The sequence below is a fragment of the Paenibacillus mobilis genome, from assembly GCF_058267595.1.
In genome coordinates this window covers 19991-35837 of the sequence record NZ_JBZCMS010000007.1, presented here as the reverse complement: position 1 = coordinate 35837, position 15847 = coordinate 19991, and the positions used below count along the sequence as shown (strand labels likewise).

Genomic DNA, 15847 nt, shown 5'->3' with positions numbered 1-15847 from the left:
TTCCCAGACAGAAACAAAATACCCGCATTCAGCCGAATGCAGGTTAAAGTGCTATACCTATTTCTTTTATATCTATTTATTATCCCAATCTTCCGTAGCCCAAAGCATTCAAATGCTCCGCAATCGTGCGGTATCCTCTTCCGTTCGGATGGAGGTGATCCAGAAACAACAACTCTCTTTCACGTCCGGAGAAATCGGGATAAATGTTGGCAAATCCGTACACCTGATTGGTGTACTGGGCCGCATAGCGGTTAAACTGCTGAACCCAGTCCGTCGCCTCGCCAATCCTCGGATAAGGATTATAAAGGCCTACCACACGGATGATATGAGCTTTTCCATACCCGGATTTCAACCGGTAAACTTCGCTTACGATACTCGAAAAATTCTGTTTGCACTCCTGCAGGGCCCCGCGCAAAATCCGCGACGTGTTCGAGGGCTGTGCCTGTGCGGCTTTGGAGGCCTTGATCAGGTCGTTGCCTCCTATGGAGATCGTAATTATATCGGCCTCTTTAAGCGCCTGTCTGAATGACGAGTTCCGGGTCACTCTTTGATCCAGCTCCGCACTGGTCAATCCGTTTACCCCCAGATTGGTGTAAGCGACAAACTCCCTCAGCCTGACTTCCGCCATCCGCCGATAAACGGGAACAAAGCCGTTTCCGGGCAGCGCCCCGAACCCGGTCGTCAGCGAATCTCCGATTGCCGTATATTGATAACTCATATGCTCCTCTCAGCACCTTTCAGCTATGCTCTCTATCTAACATATGAAGGAGCGCTAAAAGAGGAAACGGGGAATCTGTCCACACAGGCAAACGGCCAGGACGTACGGCCCTAACCCGGCACAGCGGTTAAAGCGGCAGATCCCTCCTTTTAAAGCTCATGACAGCAGCCGCATAACAAAGGACGCCAAAGGCGAGAAGCACCACTCCGGACAGCAGCAAATGTCCTTCTCCGGCGACAATGTCGCTCGGACGGTACAGGGAAAACGGGGTCAGCCATTTCATCCAGTCCAGACTTTCGGTCAGCTTGGCTAACAGATCAAAGGTATAGAACAAAAAGACAACCGTTCCGGAGAGGCCTTTCGCCCTTTTCTCTTCGTTGCTTAAACTAGAGATCAGAAAGGACAGGCCGCCCAGCGCAAAAAACAGCAGGAAGGCCTGCACGTTCATCCAGACAAAAGCCGTCCCGTCAAAAGCGTATTTGCCGCCGATCAGCCAGGCATAGCCCGCAAACCCGGCTAACGTCGTGACGCCTACCACCACCAGCAGCAGGCCGGTGACGAGCACCATAGCCTGCGCCCACGCGATTTTCCCCCGCGTTGTAGGCGCCGATAACAGGTAGGCCATTGATCCCTGATCGATAAGGCGGCTCATCAGCGTGCCCGCCAGCTGGACGGTAAAAACGCCAAGCAGCACCAGCATGATCAGCCCGTAGAACTCCACGAATATAAAGGCATCCACGCTGCCAAAGCCGCTGCCGAGGCCAAACGCGCGTGAAACGCCCTCCGGCAGGGAGCGGATCACTTCATCAACCGCGGAATTATTGCCCGCTATGCTGGGATAAACGCCGAGCATGAGCAGCATATAAAAAGCAGCGCCGACGGCATACTGCAGCAGTCCTTTGAGCTTGATGCCCATCATTCTTTTATACAACACGCCGTTCATTTCGCCGCCTCCTTGCCCGCATCATAATAATCCATAAAAATATCCTCCAGATTCTGCGCCGCCATCTCCAGATTCAAAACCGGATACTTCGCCAGCTCCTTAAGGACAGCCGGGTAATCGCCGCCTTGCACCGCCACCGTAACCCTGCCGTCTTTGGCGCTTTGAATATCCAGGCCGGATGCCGAGAAACGTGCGGCCGAAGCCGTATCCGCAAACGTAATATCGATCCGCTTCCGCTGCATCGTCCGCAGCTCGTGCATATTTTTAACGCCGACCAGTTTGCCGTCTTTGATGATCGCCGCCCGGTCGCACGTTTTTTCTATTTCGGGAAAGCTGTGGGAAGACATCAGGAAGGTGGTGCCCCGCTCCTTCTCTTCCAGTACTAGTTCAATAAAGAGACGCTGCATCAGAGGATCCAGACCTGACGTAGGTTCATCCAGGATGATCACCTCGGGCCGGTGCATAAAAGCCGCAACGATGCCTACCTTCTGCTTCATCCCTTTGGACATTTTGCGGATTGGGGTACAGTCATCGAATTGAAACCGCCCGATCAGCTCCAGCCTGCGGCTGTGGTCCTTCAGATGTTTCATATCCGCCATGAAATCAAGGAAACCTTTACCGGTCATCCCCTCAAAAAAAGCGATCTCCCCCGGCAGATAGCCGACCAGCTGCTGCACCCTCTCCCGGCTGGGGGGAAGTATCCTCCAACGTCAGTCTCCCCGTGTTTATCGCCTATCTGCAAATGTTCATTTCGAACTCCAAACAGCTGCTGGAAGCCTCGAAAAATTCCGGAGATGCCGAGAAGTTTAATTCGGAGTTGACGGAGCTTTTTTTCTACGGCATGTGCGGAAAAAAATAAGCCTGCCCCGACCCGGGACAGGCTGCTTGCGCTGCGTATTTTATAACGTGACCTTATTTCATTGCATATTGAACCGTCAGGGTTGTATTTACGGTCAGTTCGCCGGTTTCAATGGAGGTGCTGGCTGCGCTGTCGGCGGCGGAAGGACTCGCGATGAACGACTCGCCTTTTTTGACTATCGGCGTATATCCGCCGTCGTTCTGAACGACATTGACCACAACGCCAAGGCCGCGTCCGGCCGCTTTTGCGATAATGCCCGCTTTAACGCCGGCATCCGCCATGGCCTTCGTAATGACCTGCTCCTGGTATTGATCCGGATTGTCTACCGTAAACGTGACGTTATCGATCCGGTTGGCTCCGGCATTGGAGGCTGCGTCCAGCAGCTGCCCGATTTTATCCAAATCCCGGTATTTCACCCGAAGCGTATGGTAAGCCGTGTAGCCGGTTACTTTTTGCCCGTCTTTATCATTGTACGTATAATTGGGCTGCACATAGAATTGGCTCGTCTGGATATCAGCCGCGTCGATTTTCCAAGTATCCTTCAGCAGAGCAGTAAGCTTCTGCAGGCTTGCCGCATTTTTAGACTGGGCATCTTTCGCGGTAGCCGCCGTTGTCTCTACGCCCAGCGACAGATAAGCCACGTCCGGTTTCACCGATATTTCGCCGCTTCCCGTCACGGTAATCGTGTTCTGCTGGGACTCGCTGTCCGCCGCATAAGCGGAAGTGCCCGGATTAATCAGCGTGCCTGCGGCCGATCCCCCGGCAAGCAATCCCCCGGCTAAAGCTACTGCTCCTAATCTTTTCGCCCAAATGTTCATTCCTTAACCCCTCCATCGTTTAAATTGGCAACGCTTAACTTTCGATTCCGCAAAAATACCCGTGTATTTGAACCGGGTTCCTTACGGGTTTGTTTAATATCCAAGACGACCCCTGCCAAATAAAGGTTGCACCAAAATTAGCCAATTTAAAATAAAAAAGGCCGCTCGCAAGACATTTCTGCCTTGAGAACGGCCGGGACTACGAACCGTCACCCGCTGAACGTTACCCGCTATAATTAGCTTCGCTTAGTTTACCTTGGTAAAGGCCCACAGCTGCGCATCCGATCCATTATCCGTGTACTGCTGAATGGCAGCCCCGTCCGCGGTTGAAGCGCTGGCTACGTCAATGACAAGACCGCTCGCTTTGGAGACAAGCTTGAAGTACCCGCCACCGGCATCCACGATCCGCCATCTCTGGGCGTCCGAGCCGTTGTCATCCCACTGCTGCAGCTGCACGCCGCTGGCTGTCGAGGCGCCTGGCACATCCAGCACTTTGCCGCTGTGAATGGCGGTCAGCTTGTAGTAACCGTCTCCCGTGCTGTCGATCCGGAACTGCTGATTGTTCGCCGTATAGTTTGTCCACTGCTGAATTTTGGCTCCGCTGGCCGTTGATACATCCTTTACGTCCAGCACTTTGCCGCTAACCTTCGATGCGATCGTATAAATGCCGCCGCTCACTACCGGAGACTGGGACGGAGCAGACTGCTGATAAACCCGCACATAATCCACCAGCATTTGCGACGGGAACGGCGTGGAGCTGTTCGGGCTGCCCGGCCAGTTGCCGCCAACTGCCAGATTCAGCAGAATAAAGAACGGTTTTTGGAACTCCTCGGTGTTGCCTGTGCCGTTAGCGATATAAAATTCATTAAATAGATTGCCGTCCACAAACCAACGAATATAATCGGCATCCCATTCTACGCTGTAGACATGATATTGGGAGAAATCGAGGCTGGCAGAGGTCCTGCCGTAATCCGCATGGCCGTTTGCGTCCCAATGCACGGTTCCATTTATGGAAGCATTGTTGTTGACCCGTTCCATGATGTCGATTTCGCCGCTTTTCGGCCAGCCGACCGTGTCAATGTTGGAACCCAGCATCCAAAACGCCGGCCACAGGCCTTGTCCGGAAGGCAGCTTGATCCGGGCTTCGATTTTTCCATAAGTAAAACTCTTCAGTCCCTGGGTTTTGATCCGGGCCGAAGTATAGTTCATGCCGCCATAGGATTCCTTCTGTGCCGTAATGACCAAATTACCGCCTGTCACCTGCAAATTCTGAGGCCGGTCCGTATAATATTCCAGCTCGTTATTGCCCCATCCGCCGCTGCCGGTGCCGATCTCCGCCCGCCAGTTATTCGTATTTAGAGAAGTGCCGTCAAATTCATCGCTCCACACGAGGTTCCAGTTCCCGGCCGCATTTGCGCCTTGGACCGGAGTCAGTGTGATCAGGAGTGTCAACAGGAGAAGCAGGCTTACCCATTTTCCTTGTTTCCGCATGGCAAATCCTCCTTTTCGATTTACGTTTCTCGTCCTGTTCCGCCGGAAGGCGGCAGGCATCATCCGAACAACCTCTGGCCCTGGGCCGAGAGCAACCACCCCTTTTCGTCGGAAATAAGAGCTGCGGCTGATAGAGGAATGAAGGATCCTTTCATTCAACTTCATTATAAAGCGCTTACATAAGGAAATACAACCATTTTTTAGAAGATTTTCTCTATGAATCTACTCTCTTTTTCAACTCCTTGCTTTTATGCAAAAAAACGGCTGCGCCCGAGGCGAAGCCGTCTTCTTCCGTTCAGCATGAGGGAGTTAACCAGGTTTACTGGTTCTCCAGCTCTTCTTTGCTTACCAGCGTGACTAAAGCGTTTGCAGCCTGCTCCGCGTCCGCGCCTTCAGCACTAATGTAAATTTCAGTTCCTGTACTGATCGCAAGGCTCATGATCCCCATGATGCTCTTGGCGTTTACTTTCTTGTCGTCCTTCTCCACGAAGATTTCGGACGAATATTTATTCGCTTCCTGTACGAAAAGCGCAGCCGGCCGGGCATGAAGCCCTGTCTTCAGTCGAACAGTTACCGGTTGTTTGATCATGGAAACTTACCCCCTCTTCAAATCATTCCGCATAGTATGGACATTTTAATAAAAATAGTATACCATACAAAACTTGCTGCAAACTAGCCTTTATCCCTGCCGAATTTTATCGGCCATTTCATCGATCTTCCGCAGGCGGTGATTTACGCCGGACTTGCTGACTCCGCCCTTCAGAAGTTCGCCCACCTCTTTGAGGTTGATATCCGGATAAGCCAGCCGGACCTCGGCCACTTCACGAAGCTTGTCGGGCAGATTGTCCAGCCCGATTTCCCGCTGCAGCAGCTTGATATTTTCGATCTGGCGCACGGCCGCTCCAATCGTTTTGTTCAGGTTGGCGGTTTCGCAGTTTACGATCCGGTTGACGGAATTCCGCATGTCCCTCATGATCCGGACGTCCTCGAACTTGAACAGGGCCTGATGCGCCCCGATCAGGCTCAGAAACTCGATGATCCTTTCGCCTTCCTTAATATAGAAAATAAAGCCTTTCTTCCGCTCGATGCAGCGGGCGTTCAGATGGAAATCCGCCGCAAGGTTCACCAGCGCCTGACAATGCTCCTCATACATGGAGGCAATCTCCAGATGATAAGAGGAGCCTTCCGGATTGTTGACCGACCCCCCTGCCAGGAAGGCTCCCCGCAGGTAAGCTCCCTTGCAGCAATCGTTCTGAATCAGCTCCGGATGAATTTCGTCCATGAACATAAATCCTTCCGAAACAATCCTTAGCTCTTTAAGTATTTCCTGAACGCGGGCCGGAATACGGACGATATACACATTATTTTTCTTCAGCCGCATTTTCTTGCGCACCAGCAGCTCCGTATGAACATCAAAATGCTTTTTGATCAATGAGTAAATCCGTCTCGCGATCGCGGCATTTTCCGTTGAAATATCCAAAATGACCTTTTTGCTCGAAACCGAAACCGCGCCGTTCATCCGGATCAGTGCCGAAAGCTCAGCCCGCTCGCAGCAGGAATCCGCCTCGATCATAGTCAGTTCTTTTTTGGTTTGTGCCGCAAAGGACAAGGGACTCACCTCTTTCTTAACATCCAGTTTTGCACCAGCGAGCAGATATGCTCACTTAGTTTATCCGCATCATGGCGTAAATAACGCCGGAAAAGCACCAGCTTGTCGGCGATTACCTTATAACCTCTGCTGGTCAGCACATCGTAGTCCAGCTGCACAGGTTTCGCGCCTTTCTCGGCATAAAAATCCTGAACATGCAGCGGAATTTCGCCGTCGTTCACAATGACATAATCAATTAAATGATGGCCTACGTGATCATAAACCGCCTGCAAATGGTCGCTTACCGTATAGCCGTCGGTTTCGCCCGGCTGGGTCATCACGTTGCAGACGAAAATTTTGATGGCTTCGTTATTGTTGAGCACCGCCTCAGCCAGCTTGGGCACAAGCAGGTTCGGCAAAATGCTCGTATATAAGCTTCCCGGACCGATCAAGATCGCATCCGCTTCGATAATCGCCTGGACAGCCTCAGGCAACGGCTCCACATGTTCCGGTTCTAGAAAAATACGTTTGATCCTTCCCGGCGCCTCCGGAATCTTGGACTCGCCGGTCACGATGCTTCCGTCCTCCATTTCGGCATGCAGGACGACAGCCTGATCCGCGGCGGGCAGCACGCGCCCGCGAACGGCAAAGACACGGCTCAGCTCGCGCACGGCCGTCACGAAATCACCGGAAATATCGGTGATTGCCGCCAGGATCAAATTGCCGAGACTGTGTCCGGCAAGTCCTGAGCCCGCCGAAAACCGGTAGCTGAGCATATCCGACATCAGCGGTTCGACGTCGGCGAGCGCCGTCAGTACGTTGCGGATGTCGCCGGGCGGCGGCATCTGCAGTTCATTTCTCAAAATGCCCGAGCTGCCGCCGTCATCGGCTACGGTCACGATGGCCGTGATATCCAGCGGCTTCTGCTTCAGCCCCCGCAGCATTACGGACAATCCTGTTCCGCCGCCCATCACAACGATGCGTGGCTTTCTTTCCTCGGAAGGCTGTTTACTCAATGTTGTTCACCTCTTAGGGACGGTCGCGGTCCGAATCACGGTGACTGACTCTCACCGTCTCTGTTTCACTTGTACCCAGCATCCGTCCCAGATATTCGGCAATGGCCACCGAGCGGTGTTTGCCGCCCGTACAGCCGATGCCGATAATGACCTGGCTTTTTCCCTCTTTGTGGTACTGAGGGATCAAAAAATGCAGCATATCCATGAGCTTGGTCAGAAACGTCTGCGTTTCCGGCCACTTCATAACATATTCATATACATCGCTGTCTTGTCCCGTGTGTGGACGCAGCTGTTCAATATAATGAGGGTTGGGCAAAAACCGGACATCGAACACCAGATCGGCGTCGATCGGTATGCCATATTTAAAACCGAAGGAAGTCACGTTCACCGACAGGTTGCTGCTCTCCATGTGGGAGAACCGGGAGATGATCTTCTCCCGCAGCTGTGCCGGCTTCATGTTGGAAGTATCCACCACCTGAGTGGCGGAATGCTTCAGCTCCTCCAGCATCTTGCGCTCCAGCCGGATGCCGTCGAGCGGCATGCCCTGCGGGGCAAGCGGGTGCCGCCGCCGGCTTTCTTTATAACGCTGAACGAGCACCGAATCGGTCGCGTCCAGGAATAAAATCTCCGAATGAATCGTAAAATGATCCTTAATAAAATTAAGCGACTCCGAAAGCGCCGTAAAAAATTCACGGCCCCGCAGGTCAATGACGAGAGCCACTTTGGCTATTTTACCGTTGGACTGTTCAATCAGCTCCGCGAACTTCGGAATCAGCACGGGCGGCAGATTGTCTACACAGAAGAAACCCAGATCCTCCAGGCTTTTGACGGCAACCGATTTCCCCGCTCCCGACATTCCGGTAATAATAATCAAATTGGCTAAAGAAGTATGTTCCTGATCCGGCATCAGAATTCCCTCCCTCTATAGTCTGACTCTCTCTAAACGGCAGCTTCGATACGAAATAAATAATAAAGGACTCCGACATAAAAACTTTCGCTAAGCTGAACAGGTCTTTTAAAAAAATCTTAGGAACGCAGGAACAATCCTGCCGCCCCCACAATACCCGCATCATTGCCGAGCGTCGCCGGCACGATCTCCACGCCGCGCTGCAGCGGTTCCGGCGCAAACTTGGCAAACACGCTGCGGATTTCATCAAACAGGAAGTCGCCGGCTTTGGAAACGCCGCCCCCGATGATAAAACGCTGAGGGTTCAGTACGGCGGCAACGGCCGCCATCGATTTGCCGAGGTAGAAAGCGGCGCGGTTTACGATCCGCTCTGCCACTTCGTCGCCGTTTTTCGCGGCATCAAACACGTCTTTGGCCATAATGTTCTCCACCTGGGCCAGAGAAGTACGGTCGCCGCGTTCTACGGCGTCTTTCGCCATCCGGATGATGCCCGTAGCGGAGGATACGGTCTCCAGGCAGCCCATTTTGCCGCAGCCGCATTGAATCGCTTCCAGATCAGGCACTACGGACATATGGCCAAGCTCTCCAGCCAGACCGGAGAAACCTTGATAAATTTTTCCACGGATAATAATGCCGCCGCCTACGCCTGTTCCCAGAGTGTAGCACACGCAATCATCTACGCCTTTGCCCGCGCCGCCCCAGGCTTCGCCGAGAGCCGCCACGTTGGCATCGTTATCTATTTTGATAGGCTTGCCGATCCGCTCTTCAAGAATCGCGCGGACCGGAACGTCCCGAAAACCTACATTGGGAGCCAGGATCACAACGCCTTCCTTCAGATCCGTAAATCCCGCGACGCCGGCGCCCACGCCTGCAAGCTGATCCCAGCTGTATGGCGAGTCCTCTACAATCTGGCGGACGTACTTCTCGATATTGGCAAGCACAGTATCGGTTCCTTTGGCAACTTCAGTGGGTCCTTCATAGGTTTGAAGAAGTTTGCCTTCCGTATTACAAATTCCGACCTTAATAGCCGTACCGCCCAGATCGACACCAATGTAGATTTGTTCAGACATGTTTAAGCCACCTTTTTTCTATAATAAAATAGTTGCTCCTAACTACCCACTATAAGCGAACCTCCCCCTGTGGTCAAGAGACTCAAAATGGTAGAAACCTTGAAGAATAAGGCTTTCCCCAGTTCCATGGACCTGAGGGCAGCCGGCTGCGAAAGGGGCAAATTTCATTTTTTCGTAACATTCCCGGAAGCGGAACGTATATTAAGTAAAATACATAATTTGGGGGAATTTCCATCCATGTTTATTCATTCATTTTGGGGCTTGGACCTCGGGGTTGGCGGCCCGGACTTTGATTCCGGCGTTTCGGGCTTTAACTTTATCTTCTCCGTGTTTCCTTATTTGTTCGTGATTGTGTTCCTGCTGATCATCGGCAGTCTGCTGTTCAGGGGGGCACGCTACGTCAAAAACGCCTCCTCCCCGAGGCAGTCCTCCTTCGTCAAGGTGGTTGCCAAACGGTTGCAGGTCGATCATCACCATTCTTCTTCTTTCACGGATGATCACCTTGCGAATGTTTCCACGGACTCTCATACCTACTACTATATTACGCTGGAATATGAAAATGGAGAACGGGTGGAGTACCTCGACGTCAAGGGCCTTTACGGCCTGGTGGCCGAAGGCGATGTTGGCTATGCAGCCGTCCAGGGCGACTGGATCGTCGCGTTTGAGCGGACCGCTCCTTCCTTTTACTCGTGATATAATGGCCTGAGAAGTTATACACGCGGAAAGGATGGTCCCGAGATTGAATACGGCAATGAAGCTGCTTTATATCGAAGACGATCCGGAAATCGGCAGCTGGGTCAGCGCGGATCTGGAGGGCCGGGGATACGAAATCGTTTGGCTGAAAAATGGAGAACGGGCGCTGGAGGAAGCCAAAGCCTGCCAACTGGTCATTTTGGACGTGATGCTCCCGGGTTTAGACGGCTTTACGATTGGCCAACGCCTGAAAAGGGACTACCCCGGCATCCCGATTCTGATGCTGTCCGCCCGTTCGTCGATTGACGACAAGCTCCAGGGGCTGCAGTTTGCGGATGACTATTTGACCAAACCCTTTCATCCCGAGGAGCTGGCCGCCCGGGTGGACGTGCTGCTGCGCCGCTCCGGCGCGCATGACAGCCGGCCGCTCAGCGTTAAACACCTGCTCGTTTATCCGCAGGAGAACCGGGTCGTTCTCAAAGACGGCGGGGAAGAGATTTTGCTGACCGGCAAGCAGTTTCAAATCTTCCATTACCTGATCCGGCATCTGGGACAGATCATGACGAAAGAGCAGATTTATGAGGCGGTTTGGGACGAGCCTTATCTAGAAGGCGACAAAACGCTGATGGTGCATATCCGTTACCTGCGTGAAAAAATCGAAAAAGACCCCGCCGCCCCCGAGGTTATCGAAACGATCCGCGGCGTCGGATACAGGATTAAAGCATGAAGCGCAAAAACATAACGCTCACCCATCTGAAGAAGACCCGGGTCATCCGGTTCAGGCAGTCGCTGCTGTCTCGGTACGTGCTGATCCTGCTCGTGGCCGTGGCGTTTGTTCCCATCTTTCTGCCCGCCAGCTTCCTGGGCTCCTGGTTCGTAAGCCGGATGATTTTGCCGGAGCCGGAGATTAGCCGGGAAGCCAAGCTGTACCGCAGCAGCCAAACCTTAACCGAAATGTGGCATAAAGAGGCGCTGCAGCTGAAGTCGGCAACGGAGGAACAGATTAACCAGAGGCTGCAGGTTTTGAAGCAGAAATACCCGGCGGCCTCGATGTTCCGGGTGGATCACGAAGGAAGGACAACCCTCGAACTGCCGAAGCAAAGCGGCCTTCCGGAGATCTGGTCCATGGAGCAGCTTGTCGATTATATGAAGGAAAGGCAGAGCGGCGGGCCGTTTACAATTGTTGCGTTTATCGGAGATAACGCAGACACGGGGAAAGGTTTTATCTCCTTTGAGCTGCCAAGGTCGCTGCTGAATTCCTCCCCGGACCGCGGCGCGGACTGGCGTTTCTATGGCCTTCTGCTGGCGATGCTCATCCTTCTGTTTGTCGGGATGTCCTATTGGTTTATCCGCAACATCAAACGCCGGCTTTTGCGGCTGTCCGCCGTGATGGATAACCCGCCGGCGGGCGGCATTCCGCAGCCGATCGAGATCGGCAGACCTGATGAAATCGGTATGCTGGAACAGGCGTTTAACGGCATGGTCGCCCAGCTTCGGCTAAGCCGCCGCAGGGAGCAGGAGGAGGAGACACTCCGCAAATCGCTGATCAGCAACCTTTCCCATGACCTGCGGACGCCTCTGACCGTCATGAGCAGCCACCTTTATTCGCTAAAGGACGAACCGCTTACGGAAAAAGGCCGTCGCTCCGTTTCCCTGATGGAAACGAAAATGGACGATCTGAGCGGCCTGATCGACCATCTTTTGTCCTATAATTTGCTGATCAGCGGCAAATACAGGCTGGAGCCGCAGGTCCAGGATGTGCTGCGGCTCGTCCGGGAAAGCGCGGCGGCCTGGTACCCGCTGTGGGAGAAGCGGCAAATTGAGCCCGAAATCGAGCTGGGCGCGCAGCCGCTGAACTGGCAGGTTGACGCCCAGGCCTTCCGGCGGGTGCTGGATAACCTGTTCCAGAACATCCTGCGCCACGCGGCATCGGGCCGGTACATCGGCCTGTTTGCCGGAGAACGCCACGGGCAGCCGGCCTTGACGATCCGGGATCGCGGGCCCGGCATGGCCGCGGAAACCGCCCATAAGGGTGCCGGTTTGGGGTTGGCCATCGTAGACCTGCTGCTGAAGGAGATGGGCCTGTGCCGGGAGACGGGCAGCGGGAAGGATGGAACGACGATCTGGATTTACCCTGTGCCTGGACAGCGAGTGTAGCTGTGCGGGTCTTTTTTTTAAACAAAATTTAAACTTGGCCGTTCCCTCCCTTTAACCTTGAGCAGGTAAGCTGGTAGACGAGGTGAAGAACATGAACGAATTTGTGATCCGAACACGCGGACTGACCAAAACCTACAAAGGCAGAGCCGCGGTTGATTCGCTGGACTTAAGCATACCTAAAGGGGAAATTTACGGCTTTCTGGGCCCGAATGGCGCAGGCAAAACCACGACCATCCGTATGCTGCTGGGCCTGATCCGCCCGACCGGAGGCAGCGTCGAGATTTTCGGCAAGGATCTTCGCAAAGAGCGGCTGTCCATTCTGAAAAAGGTAGGCTCCCTGGTCGAATATCCTTCCTATTACGGCCATTTGAATGCGGCCGAAAATCTGGAGGCGATCCGCCGCATTTTGCAGATGCCTAAAAACCGGATCGCCGAGGTGCTCGATATCGTTTCCCTGACCAAAGAAGCGAAACGTGCCGTTAAGGGGTATTCGCTCGGGATGAAACAGCGGCTTGGCATCGCCGCGGCCCTGCTCGGGTCCCCCGAGCTGCTCATTCTGGATGAGCCGACGAACGGGCTGGACCCGTCGGGAATTCAGGAAATCCGCGAGCTGATCAAGCGGATGCCGCAGGAGCACGGCATCACCGTGCTCGTCTCCAGCCACCTGCTCAGCGAAGTGGAGCAGATGGCCGGTTCGGTCGGCATCATCGCCCAAGGCCGGATGGTGTTCCAGGATACGATCGGCCATCTGCAGCAGCAATCGGCCGGATCGATCTCCCTCCGGGTATCGGAGCCGGAAGCGGCCGTTTGGCTGGCCCGCGATGAAGGCCTTATCGGGGAGCTTAAAGACGGAAATGTCCGATTCACCGGCTTGTCCGATCCCCAGGTCGCCTGGTTAATCCGGCGGCTGGTCGAGAACCGGCATGAAATTTACCGGGTGGAAGAGAAAAGGCAGTCCCTGGAGGACATCTTCATGCAGATTGTCGGAACGGGGGGATCGCTCTGATGCTGCGCGCTTTATCCGCCGACTTCCTCAAAATCCGCGGCAAAGGCATCTGGCTGCTCATCGTCATCGCTCCGCTCGGGCTGATTGCCATGCAGGCGCTGAATTACGGTCTCCGCTACAACTTCATGATGGAGAGCTATAAAGGACGTCTATGGGACGGCCTCGTTATGGACAACCTGTTTCCTTTTGTTCCTCTGGCCCTGTTCCTCGGCGCCACGCTGGTCAGCTCACTGCTGGCCGGCATTGAGCATCAGCTCAGCTCCTGGAAGCAGCTGCTGGCCCTGCCGATCTCGCGAACGGCCGTCTTCGGCGCCAAATATACGCTTTCGATGCTGCTGCTGGGGGCGTCCTGCCTGCTGCTGACCCTGGGAGCGGCTCTTTTCGGGCTGACGCTTGGCTTTCCGCATGATCTCCCTTACGAAGATCTGCTGAGACTCAGCTTCTGGCCTTTTATCGGGTCGCTGCCCCTCCTGGCTTTCCAGCTGTGGCTGTCGCTGACGCTAAAAAATCAAGCGCTCCCGGTTTTTCTCGGCATCGCCATGGCGCTCGGCTCCTTATTCACCGGCAATCTGGGCGAATATTTCCCGCTGAACTGGCCTTCGCTTGCGTTTCAAAGCGGACACCACGCCTTATTTCTGGGCCTGGGTATAGCGCTGGGCCTGCTGATCATGCTGGTGGGGCTGTTTCACTTTACGCGGAAGGATGTGGACTGAGATGAAAATGTTTCTGAGTATCCTTTCCTCCGAAAGGCTCAAAATGTCCCGTTCCCTGCTGTGGCTGCTTGTTCTGGCGAGCCCCGTACTGGCCGTGCTCATTGGCCTGCTGATCAACGAAGAGTTCGGGGATTGGCCGATCCTGCTCGGCGGCATGTCCCTGTTCCATTCCATGCTGTTCCTGCCCGTGCTGACCGGATTGTTTTCTTCGTTCATTTGCCGGTACGAGCATACCCAGGGCGGCTGGAAAGCGCTGCTGGCCCTGCCTGTCTCCCGCAGCGCGGTTTACCTGGCCAAATTCCTGATCGTGGTTCTGCTGCTGGCCATCTCGCAGCTTCTGCTGCTCGCCGGCATTCTGATCGTCGGCAAGGTCCGGCACCTTTCCGGCGGCGTTCCTTGGAACATGCTGCTGCAGAGCATGCTGGGCGGCTGGATTGCCTGCTTCCCGCTGGCGGCGCTGCAGATGTTTTTCTCCCTGCGCTGGTCCAGCTTCGCAGCCCCGCTCGTGATCAACGTCATTCTTACGGTGCCAAACCTCCTGATCGTGAACTCGGCGACTTATGGCCCTTATTATCCCTGGGCTCAACCTTTCCTCGCCATGATTCCAAAAGGCATGCAGGGCTATTCCTTTGGTGCCTTTGGTCTGCCGTTCGAAAACCTGATGATTACGGTGCTCGGCAGCTTTATCGTCTTTTTGGCCTGCGGTCTGGTTTATTTCAACCGGAAAGAGATTTAACCCTCGCTCTTGGGCCTGCTCATACCCTCAAAATATAAAAGCGCCGCCCTCTTTAGAGGTTGGCGCTTTCCCGGCAATGCCTTAATGGCATTGCTTTTTTATTTCAAATCCGTCTCAGCTGTCCAGCGTAACGCTCCAGTCATGGATCATTTCGCCTTCGAGGTATTTCTCGCAGTCCATGGCGGCCATGCAGCCTGATCCTGCCGCGGTAATCGCCTGGCGATACCGAGTGTCCTGCACGTCGCCGCAGGCAAAAACGCCCGGCACGTTAGTCTGTGTGGTACCCGGCTTAACCACAATGTAGCCGTTAGCGTCCGTCTTCACCTGGCCGCCCAGGAAGGCCGTGTTTGGCGTATGGCCGATCGCAATAAACACGCCGTCCGCTTCGACCAGCTCTTCCTGGTTGGTCGCATTGTTGCGGACCATCAATCCTTTTACCGTACCGCTTTCATCCGTCGCCACCGAGAGGGGGAGGCGGTTCAGCGCCCATTTTACCTTCTCGTTGGTCCGCACGCGGTCCTGCATGATTTTGGACGCCCGCAGCTCTTCGCGGCGGTGGACCAGCGTCACGTCGGAGGCAAAGCGGGTCAGGAAGCCGGCTTCCTCCATGGCGGAGTCGCCGCCGCCGACCACGGCAATCTTTTTCCCGCGGAAAAAGAAACCGTCGCACGTAGCGCAGGTGCTCACACCGCGTCCGACATTCTCCTGCTCACCTGGAATGCCCAAATAACGGGCCGATGCGCCGGTGGAAATGATAACCGTTTCGGCCTGATACGTTTTACCGCCGTCCACCTTCAGCGTGAAGGGGCGTTTGGAGAAGTCGACCTCCTCCACCCAGCCGCTGGTGAATTCCGCTCCAAAACGTTCGGCCTGCTTGCGCATATTGTCCATCAGATCGGGGCCGAGAATCCCTTCCGGAAAACCGGGGAAGTTCTCGACCTCCGTAGTTGTCGTTAGCTGCCCGCCGGGCTGCACGCCTTCAATGACAAGCGGTTTCATGTTGGCACGGGCCAAATAAATGGCCGCGGTCAACCCCGATGGTCCTGTTCCGATGATAATCGATTTATACATCTTATTACCTCCTCGGCATTTCAATTAAAAGGCTGCCGCTTTCTTCTTGTAGAAAACGTGT

The 15847-nt window shown here is 54.4% G+C and carries 17 protein-coding genes; 6 read left to right on the top strand and 11 right to left on the bottom strand.

Annotation, left to right across the window (positions count from 1 at the left end):
- Positions 1–79: 79 nt before the first annotated feature.
- The 10 genes from AC3ZPD_RS14125 to AC3ZPD_RS14080 all read right to left on the bottom strand — a co-directional run bounded on the left by AC3ZPD_RS14125 (position 80) and on the right by AC3ZPD_RS14080 (position 9410).
- Positions 80–718 (bottom strand): GDSL-type esterase/lipase family protein, encoded by a 639-nt coding sequence (locus AC3ZPD_RS14125; protein ID WP_490984923.1) that lies wholly within the window; start codon positions 716–718, stop codon positions 80–82.
- A gap of 127 nt (positions 719–845) precedes the next feature.
- Positions 846–1661 carry an ABC transporter permease subunit gene (locus AC3ZPD_RS14120; RefSeq protein WP_490984922.1) on the bottom strand — a complete coding sequence of 272 codons (816 nt, stop codon included), beginning with the start codon at positions 1659–1661 and terminating at the stop codon, positions 846–848.
- Positions 1658–2338 carry an AAA family ATPase gene (locus AC3ZPD_RS14115; protein ID WP_490984921.1) on the bottom strand — a complete coding sequence of 227 codons (681 nt, stop codon included), beginning with the start codon at positions 2336–2338 and terminating at the stop codon, positions 1658–1660. Before AC3ZPD_RS14115 ends, AC3ZPD_RS14120 begins: the two co-directional genes overlap by 4 nt.
- Before the next feature lie 235 nt (positions 2339–2573).
- Positions 2574–3338, bottom strand: a complete 765-nt coding sequence (locus AC3ZPD_RS14110; RefSeq protein ID WP_490984920.1) for an SIMPL domain-containing protein — start codon at positions 3336–3338, stop codon at positions 2574–2576.
- A gap of 246 nt (positions 3339–3584) precedes the next feature.
- Positions 3585–4829 (bottom strand): RICIN domain-containing protein, encoded by a 1245-nt coding sequence (locus AC3ZPD_RS14105; protein WP_490984919.1) that lies wholly within the window; start codon positions 4827–4829, stop codon positions 3585–3587.
- Positions 4830–5148: 319 nt separating this feature from the next.
- A complete protein-coding gene (locus AC3ZPD_RS14100; RefSeq protein WP_068698756.1) occupies positions 5149–5418 on the bottom strand; it encodes an HPr family phosphocarrier protein in 270 nt (89 codons plus the stop codon).
- A 90-nt stretch (positions 5419–5508) separates the two neighbouring features.
- Positions 5509–6438: a DNA-binding protein WhiA gene (whiA, locus tag AC3ZPD_RS14095; RefSeq protein ID WP_490984918.1), complete on the bottom strand. Its 930-nt coding sequence runs from the start codon at positions 6436–6438 to the stop codon at positions 5509–5511.
- Positions 6439–6443: 5 nt separating this feature from the next.
- Positions 6444–7388: a gluconeogenesis factor YvcK family protein gene (locus tag AC3ZPD_RS14090; protein WP_490985163.1), complete on the bottom strand. Its 945-nt coding sequence runs from the start codon at positions 7386–7388 to the stop codon at positions 6444–6446.
- A gap of 58 nt (positions 7389–7446) precedes the next feature.
- The gene (gene rapZ, locus AC3ZPD_RS14085; protein WP_490984917.1) at positions 7447–8340 is read right to left on the bottom strand and encodes an RNase adapter RapZ; all 894 of its coding nucleotides are present in this window, start codon (positions 8338–8340) and stop codon (positions 7447–7449) included.
- A gap of 119 nt (positions 8341–8459) precedes the next feature.
- Complete coding sequence (locus AC3ZPD_RS14080; RefSeq protein WP_490984916.1) at positions 8460–9410, bottom strand: ROK family glucokinase; 951 nt, start codon at positions 9408–9410, stop codon at positions 8460–8462.
- Positions 9411–9647: 237 nt separating this feature from the next.
- On the opposite strand from AC3ZPD_RS14080, the gene AC3ZPD_RS14075 reads away from it, so the two are divergent.
- From AC3ZPD_RS14075 to AC3ZPD_RS14050, 6 genes are all read left to right on the top strand, one after another.
- On the top strand, positions 9648–10103 hold the full coding sequence (locus AC3ZPD_RS14075) for a DUF2500 domain-containing protein (protein ID WP_490984915.1): 456 nt from the start codon (positions 9648–9650) through the stop codon (positions 10101–10103).
- 58 nt (positions 10104–10161) lie between these two features.
- Positions 10162–10830, top strand: a complete 669-nt coding sequence (locus AC3ZPD_RS14070; RefSeq protein WP_490985162.1) for a response regulator transcription factor — start codon at positions 10162–10164, stop codon at positions 10828–10830.
- A complete protein-coding gene (locus tag AC3ZPD_RS14065; RefSeq protein ID WP_490984914.1) occupies positions 10827–12260 on the top strand; it encodes a sensor histidine kinase in 1434 nt (477 codons plus the stop codon). The genes AC3ZPD_RS14070 and AC3ZPD_RS14065 overlap by 4 nt, the downstream gene beginning before the upstream one ends.
- 91 nt (positions 12261–12351) lie before the next feature.
- Entirely contained in the window at positions 12352–13266 is a 915-nt protein-coding gene (locus tag AC3ZPD_RS14060; RefSeq protein ID WP_490984913.1) for an ABC transporter ATP-binding protein, read from the top strand.
- Positions 13263–13979, top strand: a complete 717-nt coding sequence (locus tag AC3ZPD_RS14055) for an ABC transporter permease (RefSeq protein ID WP_490985161.1) — start codon at positions 13263–13265, stop codon at positions 13977–13979. The genes AC3ZPD_RS14060 and AC3ZPD_RS14055 overlap by 4 nt, the downstream gene beginning before the upstream one ends.
- Before the next feature lies 1 nt (position 13980).
- A complete protein-coding gene (locus AC3ZPD_RS14050; RefSeq protein WP_490984912.1) occupies positions 13981–14715 on the top strand; it encodes an ABC transporter permease in 735 nt (244 codons plus the stop codon).
- A 114-nt stretch (positions 14716–14829) separates the two neighbouring features.
- Here AC3ZPD_RS14050 and trxB read toward each other — a convergent pair whose 3' ends face one another.
- Positions 14830–15786 (bottom strand): thioredoxin-disulfide reductase, encoded by a 957-nt coding sequence (gene trxB, locus AC3ZPD_RS14045; RefSeq protein ID WP_490984911.1) that lies wholly within the window; start codon positions 15784–15786, stop codon positions 14830–14832.
- Positions 15787–15847 lie beyond the last annotated feature (61 nt).

Coding starts and splice junctions, on each gene's coding strand:
- AC3ZPD_RS14105 (WP_490984919.1), bottom strand. CDS start 4,829: ATGCGGAAACAAGGAAAATGGGTAAGCCTGCTTCTCCTGTTGACACTC.
- AC3ZPD_RS14110 (WP_490984920.1), bottom strand. CDS start 3,338: ATGAACATTTGGGCGAAAAGATTAGGAGCAGTAGCTTTAGCCGGGGGA.
- AC3ZPD_RS14075 (WP_490984915.1), top strand. CDS start 9,648: ATGTTTATTCATTCATTTTGGGGCTTGGACCTCGGGGTTGGCGGCCCG.
- AC3ZPD_RS14070 (WP_490985162.1), top strand. CDS start 10,162: ATGAAGCTGCTTTATATCGAAGACGATCCGGAAATCGGCAGCTGGGTC.
- AC3ZPD_RS14090 (WP_490985163.1), bottom strand. CDS start 7,388: ATGGGCGGCGGAACAGGATTGTCCGTAATGCTGCGGGGGCTGAAGCAG.
- trxB (WP_490984911.1), bottom strand. CDS start 15,786: ATGTATAAATCGATTATCATCGGAACAGGACCATCGGGGTTGACCGCG.
- AC3ZPD_RS14100 (WP_068698756.1), bottom strand. CDS start 5,418: ATGATCAAACAACCGGTAACTGTTCGACTGAAGACAGGGCTTCATGCC.
- AC3ZPD_RS14125 (WP_490984923.1), bottom strand. CDS start 718: ATGAGTTATCAATATACGGCAATCGGAGATTCGCTGACGACCGGGTTC.
- AC3ZPD_RS14065 (WP_490984914.1), top strand. CDS start 10,827: ATGAAGCGCAAAAACATAACGCTCACCCATCTGAAGAAGACCCGGGTC.
- AC3ZPD_RS14050 (WP_490984912.1), top strand. CDS start 13,981: ATGAAAATGTTTCTGAGTATCCTTTCCTCCGAAAGGCTCAAAATGTCC.
- AC3ZPD_RS14080 (WP_490984916.1), bottom strand. CDS start 9,410: ATGTCTGAACAAATCTACATTGGTGTCGATCTGGGCGGTACGGCTATT.
- AC3ZPD_RS14060 (WP_490984913.1), top strand. CDS start 12,352: ATGAACGAATTTGTGATCCGAACACGCGGACTGACCAAAACCTACAAA.
- AC3ZPD_RS14120 (WP_490984922.1), bottom strand. CDS start 1,661: ATGAACGGCGTGTTGTATAAAAGAATGATGGGCATCAAGCTCAAAGGA.
- rapZ (WP_490984917.1), bottom strand. CDS start 8,340: ATGCCGGATCAGGAACATACTTCTTTAGCCAATTTGATTATTATTACC.